At 60.0% G+C, this 16,799-nt stretch carries 17 protein-coding genes; 12 read left to right on the forward strand and 5 right to left on the reverse strand.

Going from position 1 to position 16,799, the window contains the following annotated elements:
• Positions 1-20: 20 nt before the first annotated feature.
• Both ACSQ8V_RS09505 and ygfZ read right to left on the reverse strand, forming a co-directional pair.
• Positions 21-872: an NRDE family protein gene (locus ACSQ8V_RS09505; protein WP_436205556.1), complete on the reverse strand. Its 852-nt coding sequence runs from the start codon at positions 870-872 to the stop codon at positions 21-23.
• Positions 873-893: 21 nt separating this feature from the next.
• A complete protein-coding gene (ygfZ, locus tag ACSQ8V_RS09510) occupies positions 894-1,880 on the reverse strand; it encodes a CAF17-like 4Fe-4S cluster assembly/insertion protein YgfZ (protein ID WP_436205557.1) in 987 nt (328 codons plus the stop codon).
• Between the two features lie 63 nt (positions 1,881-1,943).
• Here ygfZ and mltG point away from each other — a divergent pair, with 63 nt between their 5' ends.
• The 10 genes from mltG to ACSQ8V_RS09560 all read left to right on the forward strand — a co-directional run bounded on the left by mltG (position 1,944) and on the right by ACSQ8V_RS09560 (position 12,191).
• Entirely contained in the window at positions 1,944-2,960 is a 1,017-nt protein-coding gene (gene mltG / locus ACSQ8V_RS09515) for an endolytic transglycosylase MltG (RefSeq protein ID WP_436205558.1), read from the forward strand.
• On the forward strand, positions 2,960-3,580 hold the full coding sequence (gene tmk / locus ACSQ8V_RS09520) for a dTMP kinase (RefSeq protein ID WP_436183141.1): 621 nt from the start codon (positions 2,960-2,962) through the stop codon (positions 3,578-3,580). The genes mltG and tmk overlap by 1 nt, the downstream gene beginning before the upstream one ends.
• A gap of 212 nt (positions 3,581-3,792) precedes the next feature.
• Entirely contained in the window at positions 3,793-4,818 is a 1,026-nt protein-coding gene (locus ACSQ8V_RS09525; RefSeq protein ID WP_436205559.1) for a DNA polymerase III subunit delta', read from the forward strand.
• Positions 4,819-4,852: 34 nt separating this feature from the next.
• Positions 4,853-5,350 carry a GNAT family N-acetyltransferase gene (locus ACSQ8V_RS09530; RefSeq protein WP_213768279.1) on the forward strand — a complete coding sequence of 166 codons (498 nt, stop codon included), beginning with the start codon at positions 4,853-4,855 and terminating at the stop codon, positions 5,348-5,350.
• Between the two features lie 63 nt (positions 5,351-5,413).
• Complete coding sequence (locus ACSQ8V_RS09535; protein WP_436205560.1) at positions 5,414-6,205, forward strand: TatD family hydrolase; 792 nt, start codon at positions 5,414-5,416, stop codon at positions 6,203-6,205.
• Positions 6,206-6,323: 118 nt separating this feature from the next.
• On the forward strand, positions 6,324-7,100 hold the full coding sequence (locus ACSQ8V_RS09540; RefSeq protein WP_436205561.1) for an ankyrin repeat domain-containing protein: 777 nt from the start codon (positions 6,324-6,326) through the stop codon (positions 7,098-7,100).
• 224 nt (positions 7,101-7,324) lie between these two features.
• Entirely contained in the window at positions 7,325-7,681 is a 357-nt protein-coding gene (locus tag ACSQ8V_RS09545) for a Rap1a/Tai family immunity protein (RefSeq protein ID WP_213768282.1), read from the forward strand.
• 213 nt (positions 7,682-7,894) lie between these two features.
• Complete coding sequence (locus ACSQ8V_RS09550; protein ID WP_436205562.1) at positions 7,895-9,190, forward strand: mechanosensitive ion channel family protein; 1,296 nt, start codon at positions 7,895-7,897, stop codon at positions 9,188-9,190.
• A gap of 255 nt (positions 9,191-9,445) precedes the next feature.
• On the forward strand, positions 9,446-10,864 hold the full coding sequence (gene otsA, locus ACSQ8V_RS09555) for an alpha,alpha-trehalose-phosphate synthase (UDP-forming) (protein ID WP_213768284.1): 1,419 nt from the start codon (positions 9,446-9,448) through the stop codon (positions 10,862-10,864).
• Positions 10,865-11,123: 259 nt separating this feature from the next.
• Positions 11,124-12,191 carry a glycosyltransferase family 4 protein gene (locus ACSQ8V_RS09560; protein ID WP_213768285.1) on the forward strand — a complete coding sequence of 356 codons (1,068 nt, stop codon included), beginning with the start codon at positions 11,124-11,126 and terminating at the stop codon, positions 12,189-12,191.
• A 147-nt stretch (positions 12,192-12,338) separates the two neighbouring features.
• On the opposite strand, the gene ACSQ8V_RS09565 is transcribed toward ACSQ8V_RS09560, so the two are convergent.
• From ACSQ8V_RS09565 to ACSQ8V_RS09575, 3 genes are all read right to left on the reverse strand, one after another.
• Positions 12,339-12,929 carry a BPSL1445 family SYLF domain-containing lipoprotein gene (locus tag ACSQ8V_RS09565; protein ID WP_213768286.1) on the reverse strand — a complete coding sequence of 197 codons (591 nt, stop codon included), beginning with the start codon at positions 12,927-12,929 and terminating at the stop codon, positions 12,339-12,341.
• A gap of 378 nt (positions 12,930-13,307) precedes the next feature.
• Complete coding sequence (locus ACSQ8V_RS09570) at positions 13,308-13,784, reverse strand: hypothetical protein (protein WP_213768287.1); 477 nt, start codon at positions 13,782-13,784, stop codon at positions 13,308-13,310.
• Between the two features lie 313 nt (positions 13,785-14,097).
• Entirely contained in the window at positions 14,098-14,403 is a 306-nt protein-coding gene (locus ACSQ8V_RS09575; protein WP_213768307.1) for a PsiF family protein, read from the reverse strand.
• A gap of 593 nt (positions 14,404-14,996) precedes the next feature.
• Between ACSQ8V_RS09575 and ACSQ8V_RS09580 the strand changes: the two genes are divergently transcribed.
• Positions 14,997-15,278 carry a hypothetical protein gene (locus ACSQ8V_RS09580; protein ID WP_213768288.1) on the forward strand — a complete coding sequence of 94 codons (282 nt, stop codon included), beginning with the start codon at positions 14,997-14,999 and terminating at the stop codon, positions 15,276-15,278.
• Positions 15,279-15,621: 343 nt separating this feature from the next.
• Complete coding sequence (locus tag ACSQ8V_RS09585) at positions 15,622-16,614, forward strand: substrate-binding domain-containing protein (protein ID WP_436205563.1); 993 nt, start codon at positions 15,622-15,624, stop codon at positions 16,612-16,614.
• Positions 16,615-16,799: the final 185 nt, after the last annotated feature.

The following is a 16,799-nucleotide window of genomic DNA, read 5'->3' on the forward strand; positions in this document are numbered from 1 at the left end:
TCAATCGGAACGCAACGATCCTAAGCCGCCCGCACGATCGTGAATGCATCGCTTCGTTCGAACGCGCCGGGACGTTTGATGTTATGCGAACCATCGTCGTCGCTGATTTCCTTGATTTGCACCGTCAAATCACCGCTCTTACCGTCAACCGCGACCACGCGCAACGCCGTCGTGCTGCGCGTGCCATAACCCTCTGACTCAATAAACGCCGCCGACAACACGCGCTCGCGCTCAAGCGAGAGCCCGGTAGACGGCAGCAGATGGTCATCGGCGAGTTGGGGATTGCGCATGGTCTCGACCAGGCTGTCCAGCGACGGCCGTTCATCGACGTGAAGCAGATCCCTCAGCGCATCGCGTTGCGCGACGAGCTTGGGCCACGGGGTATCGAGCAAACTGTTCGACAACCCGTGAATGCCGGGGTCAAGCAGGGAAGGCGGGGCATCGGCACGATTGCCGTACCAGGCCAGTTCGCGCCGCGTGAAGTCGCCGACAACCAGATTGAAACCGTTGTACCGATGCCCGTCGCGGGCTATCGCATCCAGATAGGCCATCGGCGCGACCGGTGCGCCGGATAAAAAGTCGCTGACCAAAGTACCGCGAGTCGGAGCGTCAGGCCGTACTTCCGCCGGCGCCCGATAGTTCGTCAACGCGGCAAAACGGCCGTCGCGCGTGACGCCGAGCCAGGTTCCGCCGCCCGTCAGATCGCGTCCGGCGAGCACCCCGGGGGCGTTTTCCCACCAGTGCAACGGCTCGGTTTCACGATGAAAAAATTCGTCGCGATTCGCCGCGAGCGTGAGCAATGGGCGCTCAGTATCAGACGACGCCGCGTCCGGTTGCCAATGCGGTTGCCAATCGAAGACAATCAGGCACATGAGCGAACCGTCCGCAATGAATCAGACTTCGCTCGGCAGCGCATAGGGCAGCGGCGAGAATTTCAACGCGGGCCCGTCCGCCGCACCGACGTGTACCGAACCCTGTTCAAGCGCCGCGAGCTTGATTTCCACGAGCGCATCCACGCCGCCGCCGGGCGCGGGCGCTACATTGACCACGAGGCCGCACGGCTGGCCGGGGTCGTCGGAGTGGAACAGTTCGTCGCCGGGCTTCGCGGTTTCAGCATGGGCCAGCGACGTGCGGCGCTTGATCGTGCCACGATACTGGCTGCGCGCCACCACTTCCTGCCCCGGATAACAGCCCTTCTTGAAATTGACGCCGCCGAGCACGTCGAAATTGACCATCTGCGGGACGAATTGCTCGGAAGTCGGCTGCGTGATGCGCGGTTCGCCTGCGTGAATGTCGAGCCAGTCCCATAACTCGGCCGGGGCACGCACGAGCTGCTTTTCGATATCGGCGAGGTGCGCTTCAACGTCAGCCTTCGGGCCGACCCACAGGAAACGTGGCCGGCCGGCGGCGTCAGGCACGCGGATCAGCGAGCCGAGCGGGCCGTCCACTTTCACATGTACGCCGTCGGGCATGGCATCGAAGAGATGGGACAGCGTCTTGCGGACATCGCCGGCAAAACCGACTGCGGCGAGCGCCGGCGTGGCATCGGCGAGCTTCGCTTTCGCGCGCATCACGAACATCGACAAGCGTTTTTGCACCGACGCCTGTATGTCGGCGGCGAGCATCAGGCGCACGGCTTCACCGCTTCGCCACATCAAAAACGACGCCAGCAAGCGGCCTTTCGGCGAGCAATAACCGGCCAGTCGCGCGCTTGACGCGTCCAGGTGCTGGACGTCGCTCGTCAATTGCGTATGAAGAAAAGCAGCGGCGTCGTCGCCGGTTGTATCGATAATGCCGAACTGCGTCAGCGGCACGAACACGCCGGCGTGAAGGACGGCGTCGAAGGGAGATGAAAGCGATGAGACGGTCGGGGAATTCATGAACCTGACTTTGACGGGTGCGAACGAAGTTATTATATGGGTCTAACCACGAGCGTGTTTCGCATGTCCCTTTTGAAGAAATGTTTGATCGCGGCGGTCGTCGCGATCGTGGTTGCCGGTGCGCTCGCTGCGGGCATGTTCAAATGGGCGAATAGCCCGGTCGACCTGGCCTCACCCGAACTCGACATCACCATCAAATCCCACAGTACGCTGCGCAGCGTGGCCCTTCAGCTGGACCGCGGCGGCGCGCACGTCCAACAGCAGTTGTTCGTGCTGATGACGCGCGCGCTCGGCCTGTCGTCGCAGCTCAAGTCGGGTAACTATGAGTTCAAGATGGGCATCACGCCCTACGAGATGCTGCAGAAAATCGCCCGCGGCGACGTCAATGAATACGTGGCGACCGTAATCGAAGGGTGGACGTTCCAGAAAATGCGCAACGAACTGGATGGCAATCCGGCGCTGCAGCACGACACAGCCGGCATGACCGACACCGACTTGCTGAAGGCAATCGGCGCGCCGGACGACGTGATTGCGCGGGTGAGCGCGGAGGGCCTGTTTTTCCCCGACACCTATCTCTTCGACAAAGGCACGAGCGACATCGCCGTCTACAAACGGGCGTACAAGCTGATGCAACAGCGCCTCACCGAAGCCTGGGCTACCCGCGCGCAGAATTTGCCGTACAAGACGCCTTACGAGGCGCTGATCATGGCGTCGATCGTCGAAAAGGAAACGGGGCGAGCCGCCGACCGGCCGCTGGTCGCGGCTGTGTTCGCGAACCGGCTGCGCATCGGCATGCCGCTGCAAACGGACCCTTCGGTGATTTATGGCCTGGGTTCGGCCTACGGCGGCCGGCTGCATAAAAAAGACCTGCAAACCGACACTCCGTACAATACCTACACGCGCATGGGCCTTCCGCCCGGTCCGATCGCGCTGCCGGGTGTGGCAGCCCTTGCGGCGACGGTCAATCCTGCGTCCAGCACGGCACTGTATTTCGTGTCGCGCGGCGACGGCAGCAGTTTCTTTTCAGACAATCTCGGCGACCACAATCGGGCCGTCGACAAGTACATCCGGGGACAATGATGGTGCGCGGCAGATTTATCACGTTTGAAGGTATCGACGGGGCGGGTAAGACGACGCACCTCGCGTGGTTTCGTCAGCGCCTGGAGGACAAGATCGCAGCCACGGGCCGCTCGGTTGTGATGACGCGGGAACCCGGCGGCACGACGTTGGGAGAAAGCCTGCGGGACTTGCTGCTCAACCAGCCGATGGACCTCGAAACCGAAGCGTTGCTGATGTTCGCCGCACGCCGTGAACATCTGGCGCAGATCATTGAGCCGGCGTTGGCCCGGGGTGACTGGGTGCTGTCGGATCGTTTTTCCGACGCCACCTTCGCGTATCAGGGCGGCGGTCGCGGTTTACCGCGTGACAAGCTGGAAGCGCTTGAGCGCTGGGTACAGGGCGGTTTTCAGCCGGACCTGACCGTGCTCTTCGACGTCCCGACGAACGTGGCCAGCGAACGACGCGGCGCGGTTCGTTCACCCGACAAGTTCGAGAGCGAATCGGATTCGTTTTTCGGCCGTACGCGGGCGGAATATCTGCGTCGGGCGGCGGAATCGCCGGAGCGATTTGTGATAATCGACGCTACGCATTCGATCGACGATATCCAGAAACAACTTGAAGCAGTGATCGCAAGTATTTGATTTTGATAAAAACCTGTAGATAGAATTTACTTTAAGTCTCGTCATTCGACGGTTTTGGTCGCTGACGTTCGCCGGCACAAACCTTGGCCAAGCTTCGAAAAAGCTTCAATTACTGTCAACAAATACTTGAATTGATTGAACTTAGCCGAGAAGTTAAAGTAAATTCAGATTCACAAGATTGCGCCGCAAACACCTGATCCAAAAGACTTTTCATGATCTATCCGTGGCAAACCGATGACTGGACCCATCTTGAACAACTGCGAGCAAGCTGGCCGCACGCATTGCTCCTGCACGGTCGCGCCGGTATCGGTAAATTGCAGTTTGCGCAGCATCTTGCTCAAAGTCTGCTCTGCGAAACCCCGACTGAAACCCGTGAACCGTGCGGAAAGTGCGTCGCCTGCCTGTGGTTCAGCCAGGGCAACCATCCCGACTATCGCGCGGTCCTGCCGGAAGCGCTCGCGGGTGAATTGATCAGCGACGACAAGGCTGATAAGGCAGACGCCGAGGACGGCAAGAAAACGAAAGTCCTGAGCAAGGAGATCAAGATCGATCAGGTGCTCGGGCTGATGAATTTTTTCAGCCTCGGTTCGCACCGGGGCGGTTTGCGGGTCGTGCTGCTGTATCCGGCTGAATCGATCAACGTGTTCGCCGCAAACGCATTGCTCAAGACGCTGGAAGAGCCGCCCGCGGGCGTGGTGTTCATTCTGGTGACAGCGCGCATAGACCGCTTGCTGCCGACGATCATCAGCCGCTGCCGCCAATGGCCGATGACCCTCCCGGCCACCGAACCCGCCGTTGCATGGCTGGCGCAGCAGGGCGTGGAGCGTCCAGCAGCCGTGCTGGCGGAAGCCGGCGGCGCGCCGCTGACCGCGCTGGCGCTCGCCTCCGATGAAAACCGCGCGCTGCGTGATTTCGCGCTGGCGCAACTGGCCGCCGGCCCCGACTGCGACGCTTTCGCGTGCGGCGAAAGCCTGCAAAAGCTGCCGGTGCCCATGGTGCTCGGCTGGCTGCAGCGCTGGCTTTACGACCTGCTCGCGCAGAAAACGGCGGGGCGTCCGCGCTATTTCCCGGGGGCATCGAAGGCGCTCGAACGCTGCGCCGCGCAGATCGATACCGAGCGTTTCGCCCGCTTTCAAAAGACGGTGACACGGCAGCGCGCGGTGGAAAATCATCCACTGAATGCGCGACTGGTGTTCGAAGAATTGTTCCTGGGCTATCGCGACGTGTTCACCGCCTGACTACCGACTCACTCTCTTTGCACACCAACGCACCATGAATCCCAATTTCCGCGACGCCACGCTCGACGATCTTCCCGGTATCGTGGCCATTTACAATTCCACCGTGCCCTCGCGCCTTGTTACCGCTGACCTTGAACCGGTCACGGTCGAAAGCCGGCTCGCGTGGTTTCATGCGCATGGCCCGAAGGCACGCCCGCTATGGGTGGTCGAAGAAAATGGCGCGGTCATAGCGTGGCTGAGTTTCTCCGACTTTTACGGCCGCCCAGCCTATCTGCGCACTGCGGAAGTCAGTATCTATCTCGCCGAAAGCGCCCGTGGCAAGGGGCTTGGGAAGCAGTTGCTGCAAGTGGCGCTGGAACGCGCACCGGCGCTGGGTATCGACACGCTGCTGGGTTTCATCTTCGGCCACAACGAAGCGAGCCTGCGCCTGTTCCAGCGCTTCGAATTCCAGACGTGGGGGTCGCTGCCGCGCGTCGCGGTGCTGGACGGTGTTGAACGAGACCTCCTGATTCTCGGCCGGCGGCTCGGCTGATCCGATCCATTCAGCTAACCGAACGCTCGCCACCCAACCCAATCCCGCTTTAACGGAATCCCCATGTTCGTCGATTCGCATTGCCACATCAATTTCGAAGGCCTGGCCGACCGCCTGCCCGAGGTGCTCGACAAAATGCGCGAGCTGAAAGTGACGCATGCGTTGTGCGTATCGGTTGATCTGGAAACGCTGCCGTCGGTGTTGAAGATCGCCGAAGAAAACGAGCATATTTACGCATCGGTCGGCGTGCATCCGGATCACGAGGACGCGCGTGAACCGAGCGTGACGGATCTCGTGGAACTGGCGCAGCATCCGAAAGTAGTGGCTATCGGAGAGACGGGGCTGGATTATTACCGTCTGGAAGGCCGCAGCATCGCCGATATGGAATGGCAGCGTGAACGCTTCCGCACACATATCCGGGCGGCGCACGCGAGCGCGAAACCGCTGATCATCCATACGCGGTCGTCGTGGGAAGACACACTGCGGATCATGGCCGAGGAGCGTGCGAGCGTGCCGGGCGGCGTGATGCATTGCTTCACGGAACCGTGGCATGTCGCCGAGGCGGCGCTTGCCCAGGATTTTTACATTTCGCTGTCGGGCATTGTCACGTTCAAGAGCGCGAAAGACGTGCAGGACGTCGCGGGCCGTGTGCCGCTCGAGCGTTTGCTGATTGAAACAGACTCGCCGTATCTGGCGCCGGTGCCGTATCGCGGGAAATCGAATGAACCTGCGTACGTAAGTTATGTCGGACGCTTCATCGCGCAATTGCGCGAGATGCCGGAAGAAGCATTGGCGGCAGCCACCACGCGTAATTTTTTCACGCTGTTCAAGATCCCGCAGGCGGTTGGGCACTGAAGCCTGCTACGGTTCTTTACCGTCGCGCGGTGAGACAGGGAGAATGACCCCTTCGCCCGACAGATTCATTATTTTGTTACCAGAACGTTCAGAACGTTAAGTAATCCCCAAGGAACACATGCTTACATTTTCGACGGTTTCCTCTTCGACCCTTTCAACATGCTCAACCCGTCAATCCGCGTTGACGCGTAAAACCTGGCGAACCCTGGTGACGGGCCTGGTGCTGACAGCCGCCGCCATCGCGCAACCCGCCTTTGCGACGCCTGCCGACTCCATGATCAAGGCGGTAAAGTTCGACGACATATCTGCCGTTAAAAAACTGTTGTCACAGGGCGTGGATCCGAATCTCGTCGATGACACTGGCACGCCGCTGCTCGTGATCGCGGCAAGGGAAAAGTCGGACAAGGTAGGCCAACTGCTCGCCGATAACCCGAACATCGACCTTGAAAAGCTCGATCCCGCCGGTGAAAACGCGATGATGCTGGCCGCACTCAACGACGACCTCATCTTCGTGAACCTGCTGATCGCGAAGGACGCGGAAGTGAACAAGAAGGGCTGGACGCCGCTGCACTATGCCGCCACCAACGGTCACGACGACGTGGTGAAGGTACTGCTCGACCATTCGGCTTATATCGACTCGGGTTCGCCCAACGGCACGACCCCGCTGATGATGGCGGCGCGCGGCGGCCATCTGTCGACGGTCAAGCTGTTGCTCGATGAAGGCGCGGATCTGCGAGTGAAGAACCAGCTTGGCCTGACGGCGGTGGACTTCGCAAACCAGTATCACGAGAAAGATGTGGCGGAAGGGCTGGCGGCACGGCTGGCAGCGATGCAAAACCAGAGCGCAGCGGGCGCGTCCGGGGCACCGCAAAGCGGCGCAAACAGTGCAAAATGACGCTCGCACGGCGAGCACCTGACTCAGGTTTGACTGACAACAGGTCCCGACCGCGCGAGACGAGGCAAATACGAGGAACAGCGGGCATGATCCGGGAAGGATAAGCCGAAGGAAGGCTAGCCCGGGCGCGCTCGCTGAAAAGATGGGTTTTGGCCAACAAGACAGGATGTTTTCGCCTGCGCGTCCACGCCGGCCCGCAACCGCCAACATAAGAAAGGACCATCATGCAGCGGGTTTTTGTCATGGCCAGTGTGCTTGCGTTTCCGCTTAGCGCGGCCGCGTTCACAGGCAACGATCTGAACATGCTTTGTACGAAGACCGACACAGCCTCGCGCAGCGCATGCGCGGCTTATATAGAAGGTGCCGCTGACGGTATCTACAACACCATCGAAGCCATTGGCGGCACATCGGGACCGCAGATCGGCCAGTATTTTTGCCTGCCAGTCGATGTCAAACCGCAGGAACTGACGGACGCGGTACGCAAGTTCATCGCCGACAATCCCACGCGCGGCAACTTCAACGCCACGACCATGGTGTCGCTCGGGCTCGGCAAGGCTTTTCCCTGCAAAGCTGAAAATTAAGCAGCCCGATCACCATTCAAGGCGGCGAGGTTCGTCCGCGCCGCCCGCTGGTTCGGCGGCTGCTGCAATGCAATAGAATAGTCATCTCATGGCGCGGCTGGCTGGCCAAGCCGGCCGCCGGTGCCGTTGCGCTGCATGCGCAGGCGGGCCGCAAACACGCACAATCCGTCGTATCCCCCGATATCACCTTCCAAGGCTGATCCCACGACGACGATGACCTCTTTCGACTCCTTCGAGCGAATCGCTTCCGCTCCGCTCAGTACCTGGCCCGGCGCGCTTGTCGTCGCGACGCTCGCCGTGCTGTTCGCCATCGGCGCGCATCGCGTGGGTGCGCGCATCCTGATGCGCATTGCGCGGCCGTATCCGTTGATGAGCGTGGTATTGCGCTTTATCGACAAACCCGCGCTCGCGCTGCTGATCATCCTCGGCCTGGGTTTCGTGCTGGCAGAGGCACCCGATTCGCTGCCGTTCGCCGCCGCGCTGCGCGACCTGCTCACCGTGATGCTGATTGTCGCGCTGACGTGGCTTGCCGTGCGCTCGGTGGGCGCGGTGGCCGAAGCGCTGGTGCAGGCCCATCCGCTCGACAGCCAGGACAACCTGCAAGCGCGCCGGATTCACACGCAGGCTCGCGTGCTGGCGCGTTCGGTGATGGTGGTGATCGTCATCATTGGATTCGGCGGCGCGTTGATGACCTTTCCCGCTGTGCGTCAGGTCGGCGCGAGTTTGCTGGCCTCGGCGGGCGTGGCGGGGCTGGTCGCCGGTATCGCCGCACGGCCGGTGCTGGGCAACCTGATCGCCGGATTGCAGATCGCGTTGTCGCAACCCATCCGGCTCGACGACGTCGTGGTGATCCAGGGCGAATGGGGACGGGTGGAGGAGATCACCGGGACCTATGTGTCCATCCGGATCTGGGACCAGCGGCGCCTGATCGTGCCGCTGCAATGGTTTATCGAGAATCCGTTCGCCAACTGGACCCGCAACAGTTCGCAGATCATTGGCACGGTGTTTTTCTATGTGGATTACCGCATGCCGCTTGCGCCGATGCGCGAAGAGCTCGATCGGATCTTGCAGAACGCGCCGGAGTGGGACAAGCGCGTGCAGGTGCTGCAGGTCACCGACGCCACTGAAAAGTCCATGCAGCTTCGCGTGCTCGTCAGTTCCTTCGATTCCGGCTTGAACTGGGATCTTCGATGCCGGGTGCGCGAAGGTCTGCTCAATTTCATGCAGTCGTCGTATCCGCAGTTCCTGCCGCGCACGCGAGCGGATATATCGCAGGAAGGGGAGGATGCCGATTTTGTTGCGCCGCTCGGGCGCAGCATGGCGGACGGCCATGAGGGCGCGGGCGGAACGATCAGGCCGCCGGCATCCAGCCGGACAGCCAATACGGAAGCCGATCCGGTGGCGAGCCGGGGAGAGCGGCACGGCCCGGACGCATCGGCGAATTCGGCGGCAAGCACCGCCCCGAGTGCGCCCGGCGGCGGTGCGGCGAAACCCTCCGAGCGGCGCTGAGCCGGGCGGTGGCATCGAGATTGCGGACAAGCTGACACAGACCGCGAAGCAGGCCCGGGCATTACCGAACGCGAGAATGAAATTGAACCGAGTGAAATTGAACCGAGGCCGTTGCCCGGAGCCGAACGAAGATCATCAGCAGAAAAATAAACGGCCACGACCCTCACACGTAATGTGGCCAGGGTGGCTATGAAAATTACGGCCAAGAAAAAAATACACACACCCTGAACAGAATCGCAAAAAAGGAAGCCAGTAATGACCCGCTTAGTCGTTGTATCGAACCGAGTAGCCTCTCCGACCGAAACCAAAGGCTCCGCCGGCGGCCTCGCCGTGGGTGTCTTCGGCGCGCTGAAGGACAGCGGCGGCGTCTGGTTCGGCTGGAGCGGCGACGTAGTCAGCGACAGCGTGGCGAACCAGGGACCGAAACTCGAACAGGACGGCGCGGTCACGTTCGCCACCGTGGGCTTGCCGAAGAAGGATTACGACCAGTATTACCGCGGGTTTTCGAACGCGACCCTATGGCCTGTCTTCCATTATCGCAACGACCTGGCCGTCTACGACCGCGAGGAATACGCGGGCTACAGGCGGGTCAATTCATGGCTGGCGCATCGCGCAATCAAGCTGCTGCAACCCGACGACGTCATCTGGGTCCACGACTACCACCTGATCCCGTTTGGCGAGGCGCTGCGTTCGGAAGGCGTGACCAACCGCATGGGCTTTTTCCTGCATATCCCGTTTCCGTCACCGCAGATTCTGCTCAACATTCCGCCGCACGCGGAACTGGTCAAGTCGCTGTGCTGCTATGACGTGGTGGGCTTCCAGACGCCCGGCGACCAGGCTGCTTTCCACGATTACATCGTGCGTCACGCGCATGGAACAGCCACGGCCGATGGCGAAGTGGAAGCGTTCGGCCGCCGGCTTAAAACCGGCGTGTACCGCATCGGCATCTTCCCTGATGAAATCGCCGAGCAAGCCACCCGCGGCGAAGCGCGTCAGGATGTGATGGACCTGAAGCAGAGCCTGGAAGGCCGCAAGCTCATCATGAGCGTGGACCGGCTGGACTATTCGAAAGGCCTGGTCGAGCGCTTCAAGGCGTTCGAACATTTCCTCGAAAAATCGCCGGAATGGCGGGGTAATGTCACGCTGGTGCAGATCGCGCCGCCCACGCGCTCGGACGTGGATACCTACCAGCAGATCCGCCATAACCTGGAATACGAAGCAGGACGTATCAACGGCCGCTACTCGGGCCTCGACTACACGCCGATCCGCTACATGAACCAGCGTTACGACCGGTGGAAACTGATGTCGCTGTTTCGCGAGTCGCAGATCGGGCTGGTCACGCCGTTACGCGACGGTATGAACCTCGTCGCGAAGGAATATGTCGCGGCGCAAAATCCCGACGATCCCGGCGTGCTCGTGCTGTCCCAGTTCGCGGGCGCCGCCGATGAAATGAAGGGCGCACTGATGGTGAATCCGCACGACATAGTCGGCATGAGCGAGGCTATTGGGCGGGCGCTCTCCATGCCGCTCGCCGAACGCCGCGAGCGCTACGAAACCAGCATGGTAATGCTTCGCAAATACGACCTGGGCGTCTGGCGCGACTCGTTTCTCGCCGACCTGCGAGGCGTGAACTTGAACAAACAGCCGAACAAACGCCCGGCGGGCAACAAATAACAACACATGCAGCGTCGATTTAAAAACGCTGTCCGCCAACGGGATATCGGCCTGAAAACCGCAGGAATTCGACGATATTCGAGTGTTTCGCGACTGTAACAGGGTCGTGAAAGTGAAAGTTTTGTCAACGCGTTGGCTTCCACGGCCAATAATAGGGTGTCGTTCGCACGCATCGCGCGCGCGGGCGACCGGCGCCCCTGCCGATCAATATCACAGACTAAACATCACGGCGAAGTCAGACCGAGTGGAGACGCGAACAATGAGAATTGCACAAATAGCCCCCTTGACCGAATCAGTACCGCCCAAGTTGTATGGCGGCACTGAACGGGTTGTTTCGTATATCACCGAGGCACTGGTTGAACTCGGCCACGACGTGACCCTGTTCGCTTCAGGCGACTCGCAAACCAAGGCGAAGCTGGAAGCCGTGTGGCCGCGCGCGTTGCGTCTGGACCCGGCTATCCGCGACCGGATCGCCCCGCATATGCTGCTGATGGAAATGGTGCGGCGCCGCGCCGACGACTTCGACGTGCTGCATTTCCACATGGATTACTACTCGTTCTCGCTGTTCAAACGCCAGGACACGCCGTTCGTCACCACGCTGCATGGCCGGCTTGATTTGCCGGAGCAACAACCGATCTTCAACACATTCGATACCGCGCCGGTCATCTCCATTTCGGACGCGCAACGTCATCCGTTGCCGCAGGCCAAATGGCTGACCACGGTGTATCACGGGCTGCCGGAAAGGCGCTACTTGCCGCAGCCGGTCGAGCAGACGTACCTGGCGTTCCTTGGGCGTATATCGCCGGAAAAACGCGTCGATACCGCCATCCGGATTGCCGGCCGGTGCGGGATGAAAATCAGGATCGCGGCGAAGGTGGACGCGGCGGACCGTGAATACTACGAACGCGAAATCGCGCCGCTGATGAAGCTGCCGTATGTGGAATTCATCGGTGAAATCGACGATGACCAGAAAGCCGGCTTCCTCTCCGGCGCCCACGCGCTGCTGTTCCCGATCGACTGGCCGGAGCCGTTCGGGCTGGTCATGATCGAGGCGATGGCGTGCGGCACGCCGGTGATCGCGTTCAATCGCGGAGCCGTGCCGGAAGTGGTGGACGAGGGCGTGACGGGGTTTATCGTCGAGGACGAGATTGGCGCCGTGGCGGCGGTGAACCGGCTGCATACCGTGTCGCGCGAGGGCGTACGCAAGCGCTTCGAGGAACGCTTCACCTCGCGTCGCATGGCGCAGCAATATGTTGATGCTTATCAGGCGGTCGTGCGCGCGCAAAAGCGTTCACGCTTCAAGCTGATCGACAGCGCAGCCAGCTGAACGGCGCGCCTGAAAAGCGCTTCGCGAGCTTCAGAGCCAATCAAGAAAGCCATAAAGAAAACCGCCGCGCAGCACGACCAGAAGGTCGTGCTGCGCGGCGGTTTTAACTTATGCGCGCTTGATTCAGGATTCAGCCGAAGACCCTGATCAGATCTTCAGGCGCGATACCTTCGTGCCTTCCAGCGAAAGGTTAGCCATCAGGCCAGCGTTTGTCAGCACGAACACTTCGACCGGCGCCGTTGCGGTGTCCGAATCGATATTGCCGTTCGCGCCCATCTTGACCAGCGCGACCGATGCATCGCCGCCGACCGACCAGCCATCCGTATTGCGGAATTTGTCGAGCGCGTCCTGCGTCATGAACAGGAAGATGATCGCCTTCGATTGCGCGCCTGCTTGCAGGCCAATCGACGCCGACGTCGTGCTGTAGTAGCCAACCGAGCCGCCGCCTACCCGCAATGCACCCTTGCCGTACTGCGCCCCGACGATGAAACCTGCCGCCAGCACCGACGGGAACACGAGCACGCCGCGCGCCTTGCCAACCAGCTCACGCGAGCCGCGAGCGGTGACGTAGAGGCGTTGCATGGTTGCGTCGACATCCGCATCGATCGAACGGCGTGCGTCCGCGTCGCCGGCGGTCTGTTGTGCGCCTTGATTCGACGTTGTCGTGCAACCGGCTAGCGCGAAGCCACCCATTGCAAGCGCGGCGGTCGATTTGATCATGAAGTTTCGTCTTTGCATCGTTTTCTCCATCGTGGTTTTTTGGGAAACCCCATCTACGAGTGTTGCAGCATGGCGTTTTATAACACAGCACGTCCGTGAGCAACATGTCCTGAAATGTCGCGGAGCCTTACCCCGCTTGGCTTGCGCCGTGTCAGGCAGATGCAGTGAGGTAATTTTGACCTGCCCGGCCAGGATGCTGTCCGCGTCAGAGAACGCTTGTTTGCACGAAACATTCGTCCCTCGCAACAGACAAGATCCGAAGGCGCAAACGGTGGGCCAGCCCTTCCTGGCCGCTCGAATTTCGGTCAAAGTTACCCGTCAAAATAAAACGAAAAACTTCGTGAGATAGTGCAAAAAACTGCAGAGGCGTTGTCTCCACATCGCAATGTGATGTTTTTACGGCTTGGCAATCCGAGTGGATTCATTGGCTTGCTTCGCTTTGTCATTTTTTGTGGCGGGGCGACGGAGGGCGCGTCGAATCACGCCGATCACGGCGCCCAGCAAAAACAGCGTGATCGCCGGCACGACCCAATAACCGACAAACGCATGCCATAGATAACCGAACAGCACGCTGCGGCGAGTCGAATACTCCTCCAGGGCATCCTGGTTCTTGGCGGCATTGGCTGCGACTACGTCGGGCGGACAGCCGGCCGTGCGCGCTTCGTCGAGGGAACCGTGGCAGCGCGAAACGGCGGCAGAGGCACGTTGCGCGTCCGTGAACGTCCAGGTGGAGAGGGAGTGGGCAAGATCCTGGGCATCGTACGAGAGCTGTTCGCGAAGCTCGTTTGCCGCAACGATCATGATCGGGACCGCCCAAAAAATGATCACAACCAGCCACCGCCTGAACCAGCGGTTTTTATATCGCCATACCATCCTTGGGGCCTCCGTCTATTGCAATGCTGCAAGCCGGCTAGACTGTGGCGGACCGATGGCGCATTAGTTATTCTGGTGGGCCGCCTTCGCATCATCTTATGAGATAAAACGCGCGCCGCGTAGCACGACCGTAGCTGCACTGCAATAAGACGGGGCGGGGTTTTCCCGGGTTCGGGACTTTACTTACCCGCTTACTTGCCCGCCTACTTACCCGCGATTCGTGCGTGATTTATGCCCGAAAAAACCATGAAAAAAGCCGCGTGTTCAAAGGCACGCGGCTTTAACAAACAATTGAACGTCACCTCGCTCCGGTTCAGCCCTTGTTACTGAGACAGTCCTTCATGAAGGCTTTCCGATCGTCGCCTTTCTTGCCCGTCGCCGATTTATTGCACGCCGTCATTTTCTGCTGCTGAGTCATCGGAGCGGCAGCAGCAGGCCCTGACGAGAGGCAATCTTTCATGAAGGCCTTGCGGTCATCGCCTTTCTTGCCCGAAGCCTGCGCATTGCAGGTTGTCATCTTCGATTGCTGGCTGTTATCGGCAAACGCCGGTGTTGCAGCGAAGGTCGCGCTTAAAGCGACGCCCAATGCGAGCGTTGCCATGGTTGCCCGGATCTTCATGCGTTTTCTCCCTTTAAATGAATGACATGAAACGAGGTGAGGTGCTGCAAGGTCAGGCACATATCTATCCCGCTCAATACGGCTGCGGCTTTTGCCGTGGCTTTTGCCGTCATTGCCATCGTCAGGCGGCTTGATCAGGCAAACCCAAGGTAACCCATTATGGCAAAAAGCCATACAAATGCCGTACGGTTTCGAACCTCAAAAATCGAAAAGCACATAACGTCCGCGTCATTCAAAAGGCGCTCGCAATAATCGCTTCACGCCGATTAACACCAATTCGATCTGTTCCGTGTCCATTGATACGCGCTCTGTAAGCTTTCTTTATCGGACGACAACGGTTCTGGACAGGAGGCTTACAATTTTCATTTCGGCTGCGCGCTTGAACGGCCAATGACGCTCGATGATTTCGCGACCGGCAACGACCGGCACCTACCGGTCTCCACAGGGGCAAGCCTCCGTTGTAGCGTCGCAACATTAGCGCGAACGGTGTCAACACGCGGACAAAGCGCCTTCACAGTCTCTGCCTACACTCTTCGTGCGCAGCGTTGCAAAGCCGTGCGATCCTGTCGTTCTACTGCTTAAAGGAGTCGCGTATGTCCCGCCCCTTGTCCGATCACTACAAAGGTTTTGAAATCACCGTCCAGGCGTTGCGCCGCGGCAAAGAGCGCGACGAGCCGGACGACGGTCCGCGCCATTTCGATATCATCGTCAACATTTCGCGCAGCGCCAGCGGCGAGGGCGGGAAGTCGGAGATGTTCGGCGTGCCGGAGCAGGAACCGTTCAACAGCCCGATCGACGCGACACGAGCGGGTATTGACTATGCGCGGGCGATCATCGACAAGAAGGTGCAAGGGGAGTCCGTCGATGAGCTGTAAAAGCCGGCCCGCATAGTTGCATCACGCGTTGCACCAGAATCAGGGCCAACAGCAATTGCGGTAGGCGGCGCAAGCGTCCACGCTCATCGGGCCGTACGAGGCGTGCTTTCACCTGGACGAAAAACACGCAAGTCCGCACGGGAATCCCGCACAACGTTGAATCCCATCTATCTGACGGGGTCGTGTCCCGATGTCCGGCACGACGGCCCGATATCCCCACCAAGGGCAGTCCGAGGTAGCCGAGAAGCTGCCGGAAGCAGCAATCCAACACGCACACACCCATCCTGTTTCAGCCAATAACTGAATATCCGATAACTCAAAACGAAACCAGGAGATATGCCGCATGAATTCACATCACAAACCTGTCGAACCCGCGCTGCGCCGCCGTTTCATGTCTGTCGCGCTGTCACTGGGCGCGTGCGCCATGTTGCCGTTGTCGCTGTATTCCACCGGTGCCGCCGCGCAAGCCGCGCATAAGCCGAAGGTCGCGCTCGTGATGAAATCGCTGGCGAACGAGTTTTTCCTGACCATGGAAACCGGCGCCAAGGATTATCAGAAACACAACTCGAGTCAGTTTGACCTGATCACCAACGGCATCAAGGACGAAACCGATACCGCGAACCAGATTCGCATTGTCGAGCAGATGATCGTCTCGAAGGTCGACGCGCTCGTGATCGCCCCGGCTGATTCCAAGGCGCTCGTCCCGGTCGTCAAGAAGGCCGTGGATGCAGGGATCATCGTGGTGAATATCGACAACCGGCTGGACCCGGACGTGCTCAAGTCGAAGGACCTGAACGTGCCGTTCGTCGGCCCGGACAACGCGAAGGGAGCGAGGCTGGTCGGAGATTATCTGGCCAAGCGACTCAAGGCCGGCGATGAAGTCGGCATTATCGAAGGCGTGTCGACCACCACCAACGCGCAGCAACGCACGGCCGGTTTCAAGCAAGCGATGCAAGCAGGTGGCATGAAGGTTGTTGCGCTGCAATCGGGCGACTGGGAAATCGACAAGGGCAACGCGGTGGCATCGCAGATCCTGAACGCGAACCCGAACATCAAGGCGCTGCTGTGCGGCAACGACAACATGGCGCTCGGCGCGGTGGCTGCGGTGCGGGCGGCGGGTAAGGCAGGCAAGGTGCAGGTCGTCGGTTACGACAACATCAACGCCATCAAACCGATGCTCGCCGACGGCCGGGTGCTTGCAACGGCCGATCAATACGCCGCGAAACAAGCGGTATTTGGTATCGACACGGCTTTGAAAGCGATTTCCGAGCATAAGAAACAGTCGGAATTGTCGGGCGTGGTCGAAACACCGGTGGTCCTGATTACCAAAAAATAGGTATTACACGCATAGAAAATTTGATTTGTCTGCTTAAAATCTTAAGAAACGGGCGCCGCTGCCGATAAACGAGAGAATGGGATGATCAACTCGTTTTTTCGATGAACGCCAGGCGGAGCCCGGAATTTTGTATCTGCACATAGTGGACTGGATAATGGATAGCGGGCCGGTATTGGGCTAGTCGA

This window comes from Caballeronia sp. LjRoot31 (assembly GCF_964253885.1).
Taxonomy (GTDB): domain Bacteria; phylum Pseudomonadota; class Gammaproteobacteria; order Burkholderiales; family Burkholderiaceae; genus Caballeronia.

Bases quoted from the DNA above. Each gene is read 5' to 3' on its own strand.
- ACSQ8V_RS09580 (WP_213768288.1), top strand. From the start codon at position 14,997: ATGTCCCGCCCCTTGTCCGATCACTACAAAGGTTTTGAAATCACCGTC.
- ACSQ8V_RS09525 (WP_436205559.1), top strand. From the start codon at position 3,793: ATGATCTATCCGTGGCAAACCGATGACTGGACCCATCTTGAACAACTG.
- ACSQ8V_RS09550 (WP_436205562.1), top strand. From the start codon at position 7,895: ATGACCTCTTTCGACTCCTTCGAGCGAATCGCTTCCGCTCCGCTCAGT.
- ACSQ8V_RS09585 (WP_436205563.1), top strand. From the start codon at position 15,622: ATGAATTCACATCACAAACCTGTCGAACCCGCGCTGCGCCGCCGTTTC.
- ACSQ8V_RS09540 (WP_436205561.1), top strand. From the start codon at position 6,324: ATGCTTACATTTTCGACGGTTTCCTCTTCGACCCTTTCAACATGCTCA.
- ACSQ8V_RS09565 (WP_213768286.1), bottom strand. From the start codon at position 12,929: ATGCAAAGACGAAACTTCATGATCAAATCGACCGCCGCGCTTGCAATG.
- ygfZ (WP_436205557.1), bottom strand. From the start codon at position 1,880: ATGAATTCCCCGACCGTCTCATCGCTTTCATCTCCCTTCGACGCCGTC.
- ACSQ8V_RS09505 (WP_436205556.1), bottom strand. From the start codon at position 872: ATGTGCCTGATTGTCTTCGATTGGCAACCGCATTGGCAACCGGACGCG.
- ACSQ8V_RS09545 (WP_213768282.1), top strand. From the start codon at position 7,325: ATGCAGCGGGTTTTTGTCATGGCCAGTGTGCTTGCGTTTCCGCTTAGC.
- ACSQ8V_RS09530 (WP_213768279.1), top strand. From the start codon at position 4,853: ATGAATCCCAATTTCCGCGACGCCACGCTCGACGATCTTCCCGGTATC.
- tmk (WP_436183141.1), top strand. From the start codon at position 2,960: ATGGTGCGCGGCAGATTTATCACGTTTGAAGGTATCGACGGGGCGGGT.
- ACSQ8V_RS09560 (WP_213768285.1), top strand. From the start codon at position 11,124: ATGAGAATTGCACAAATAGCCCCCTTGACCGAATCAGTACCGCCCAAG.
- ACSQ8V_RS09575 (WP_213768307.1), bottom strand. From the start codon at position 14,403: ATGAAGATCCGGGCAACCATGGCAACGCTCGCATTGGGCGTCGCTTTA.
- ACSQ8V_RS09535 (WP_436205560.1), top strand. From the start codon at position 5,414: ATGTTCGTCGATTCGCATTGCCACATCAATTTCGAAGGCCTGGCCGAC.
- otsA (WP_213768284.1), top strand. From the start codon at position 9,446: ATGACCCGCTTAGTCGTTGTATCGAACCGAGTAGCCTCTCCGACCGAA.
- mltG (WP_436205558.1), top strand. From the start codon at position 1,944: ATGTCCCTTTTGAAGAAATGTTTGATCGCGGCGGTCGTCGCGATCGTG.
- ACSQ8V_RS09570 (WP_213768287.1), bottom strand. From the start codon at position 13,784: ATGGTATGGCGATATAAAAACCGCTGGTTCAGGCGGTGGCTGGTTGTG.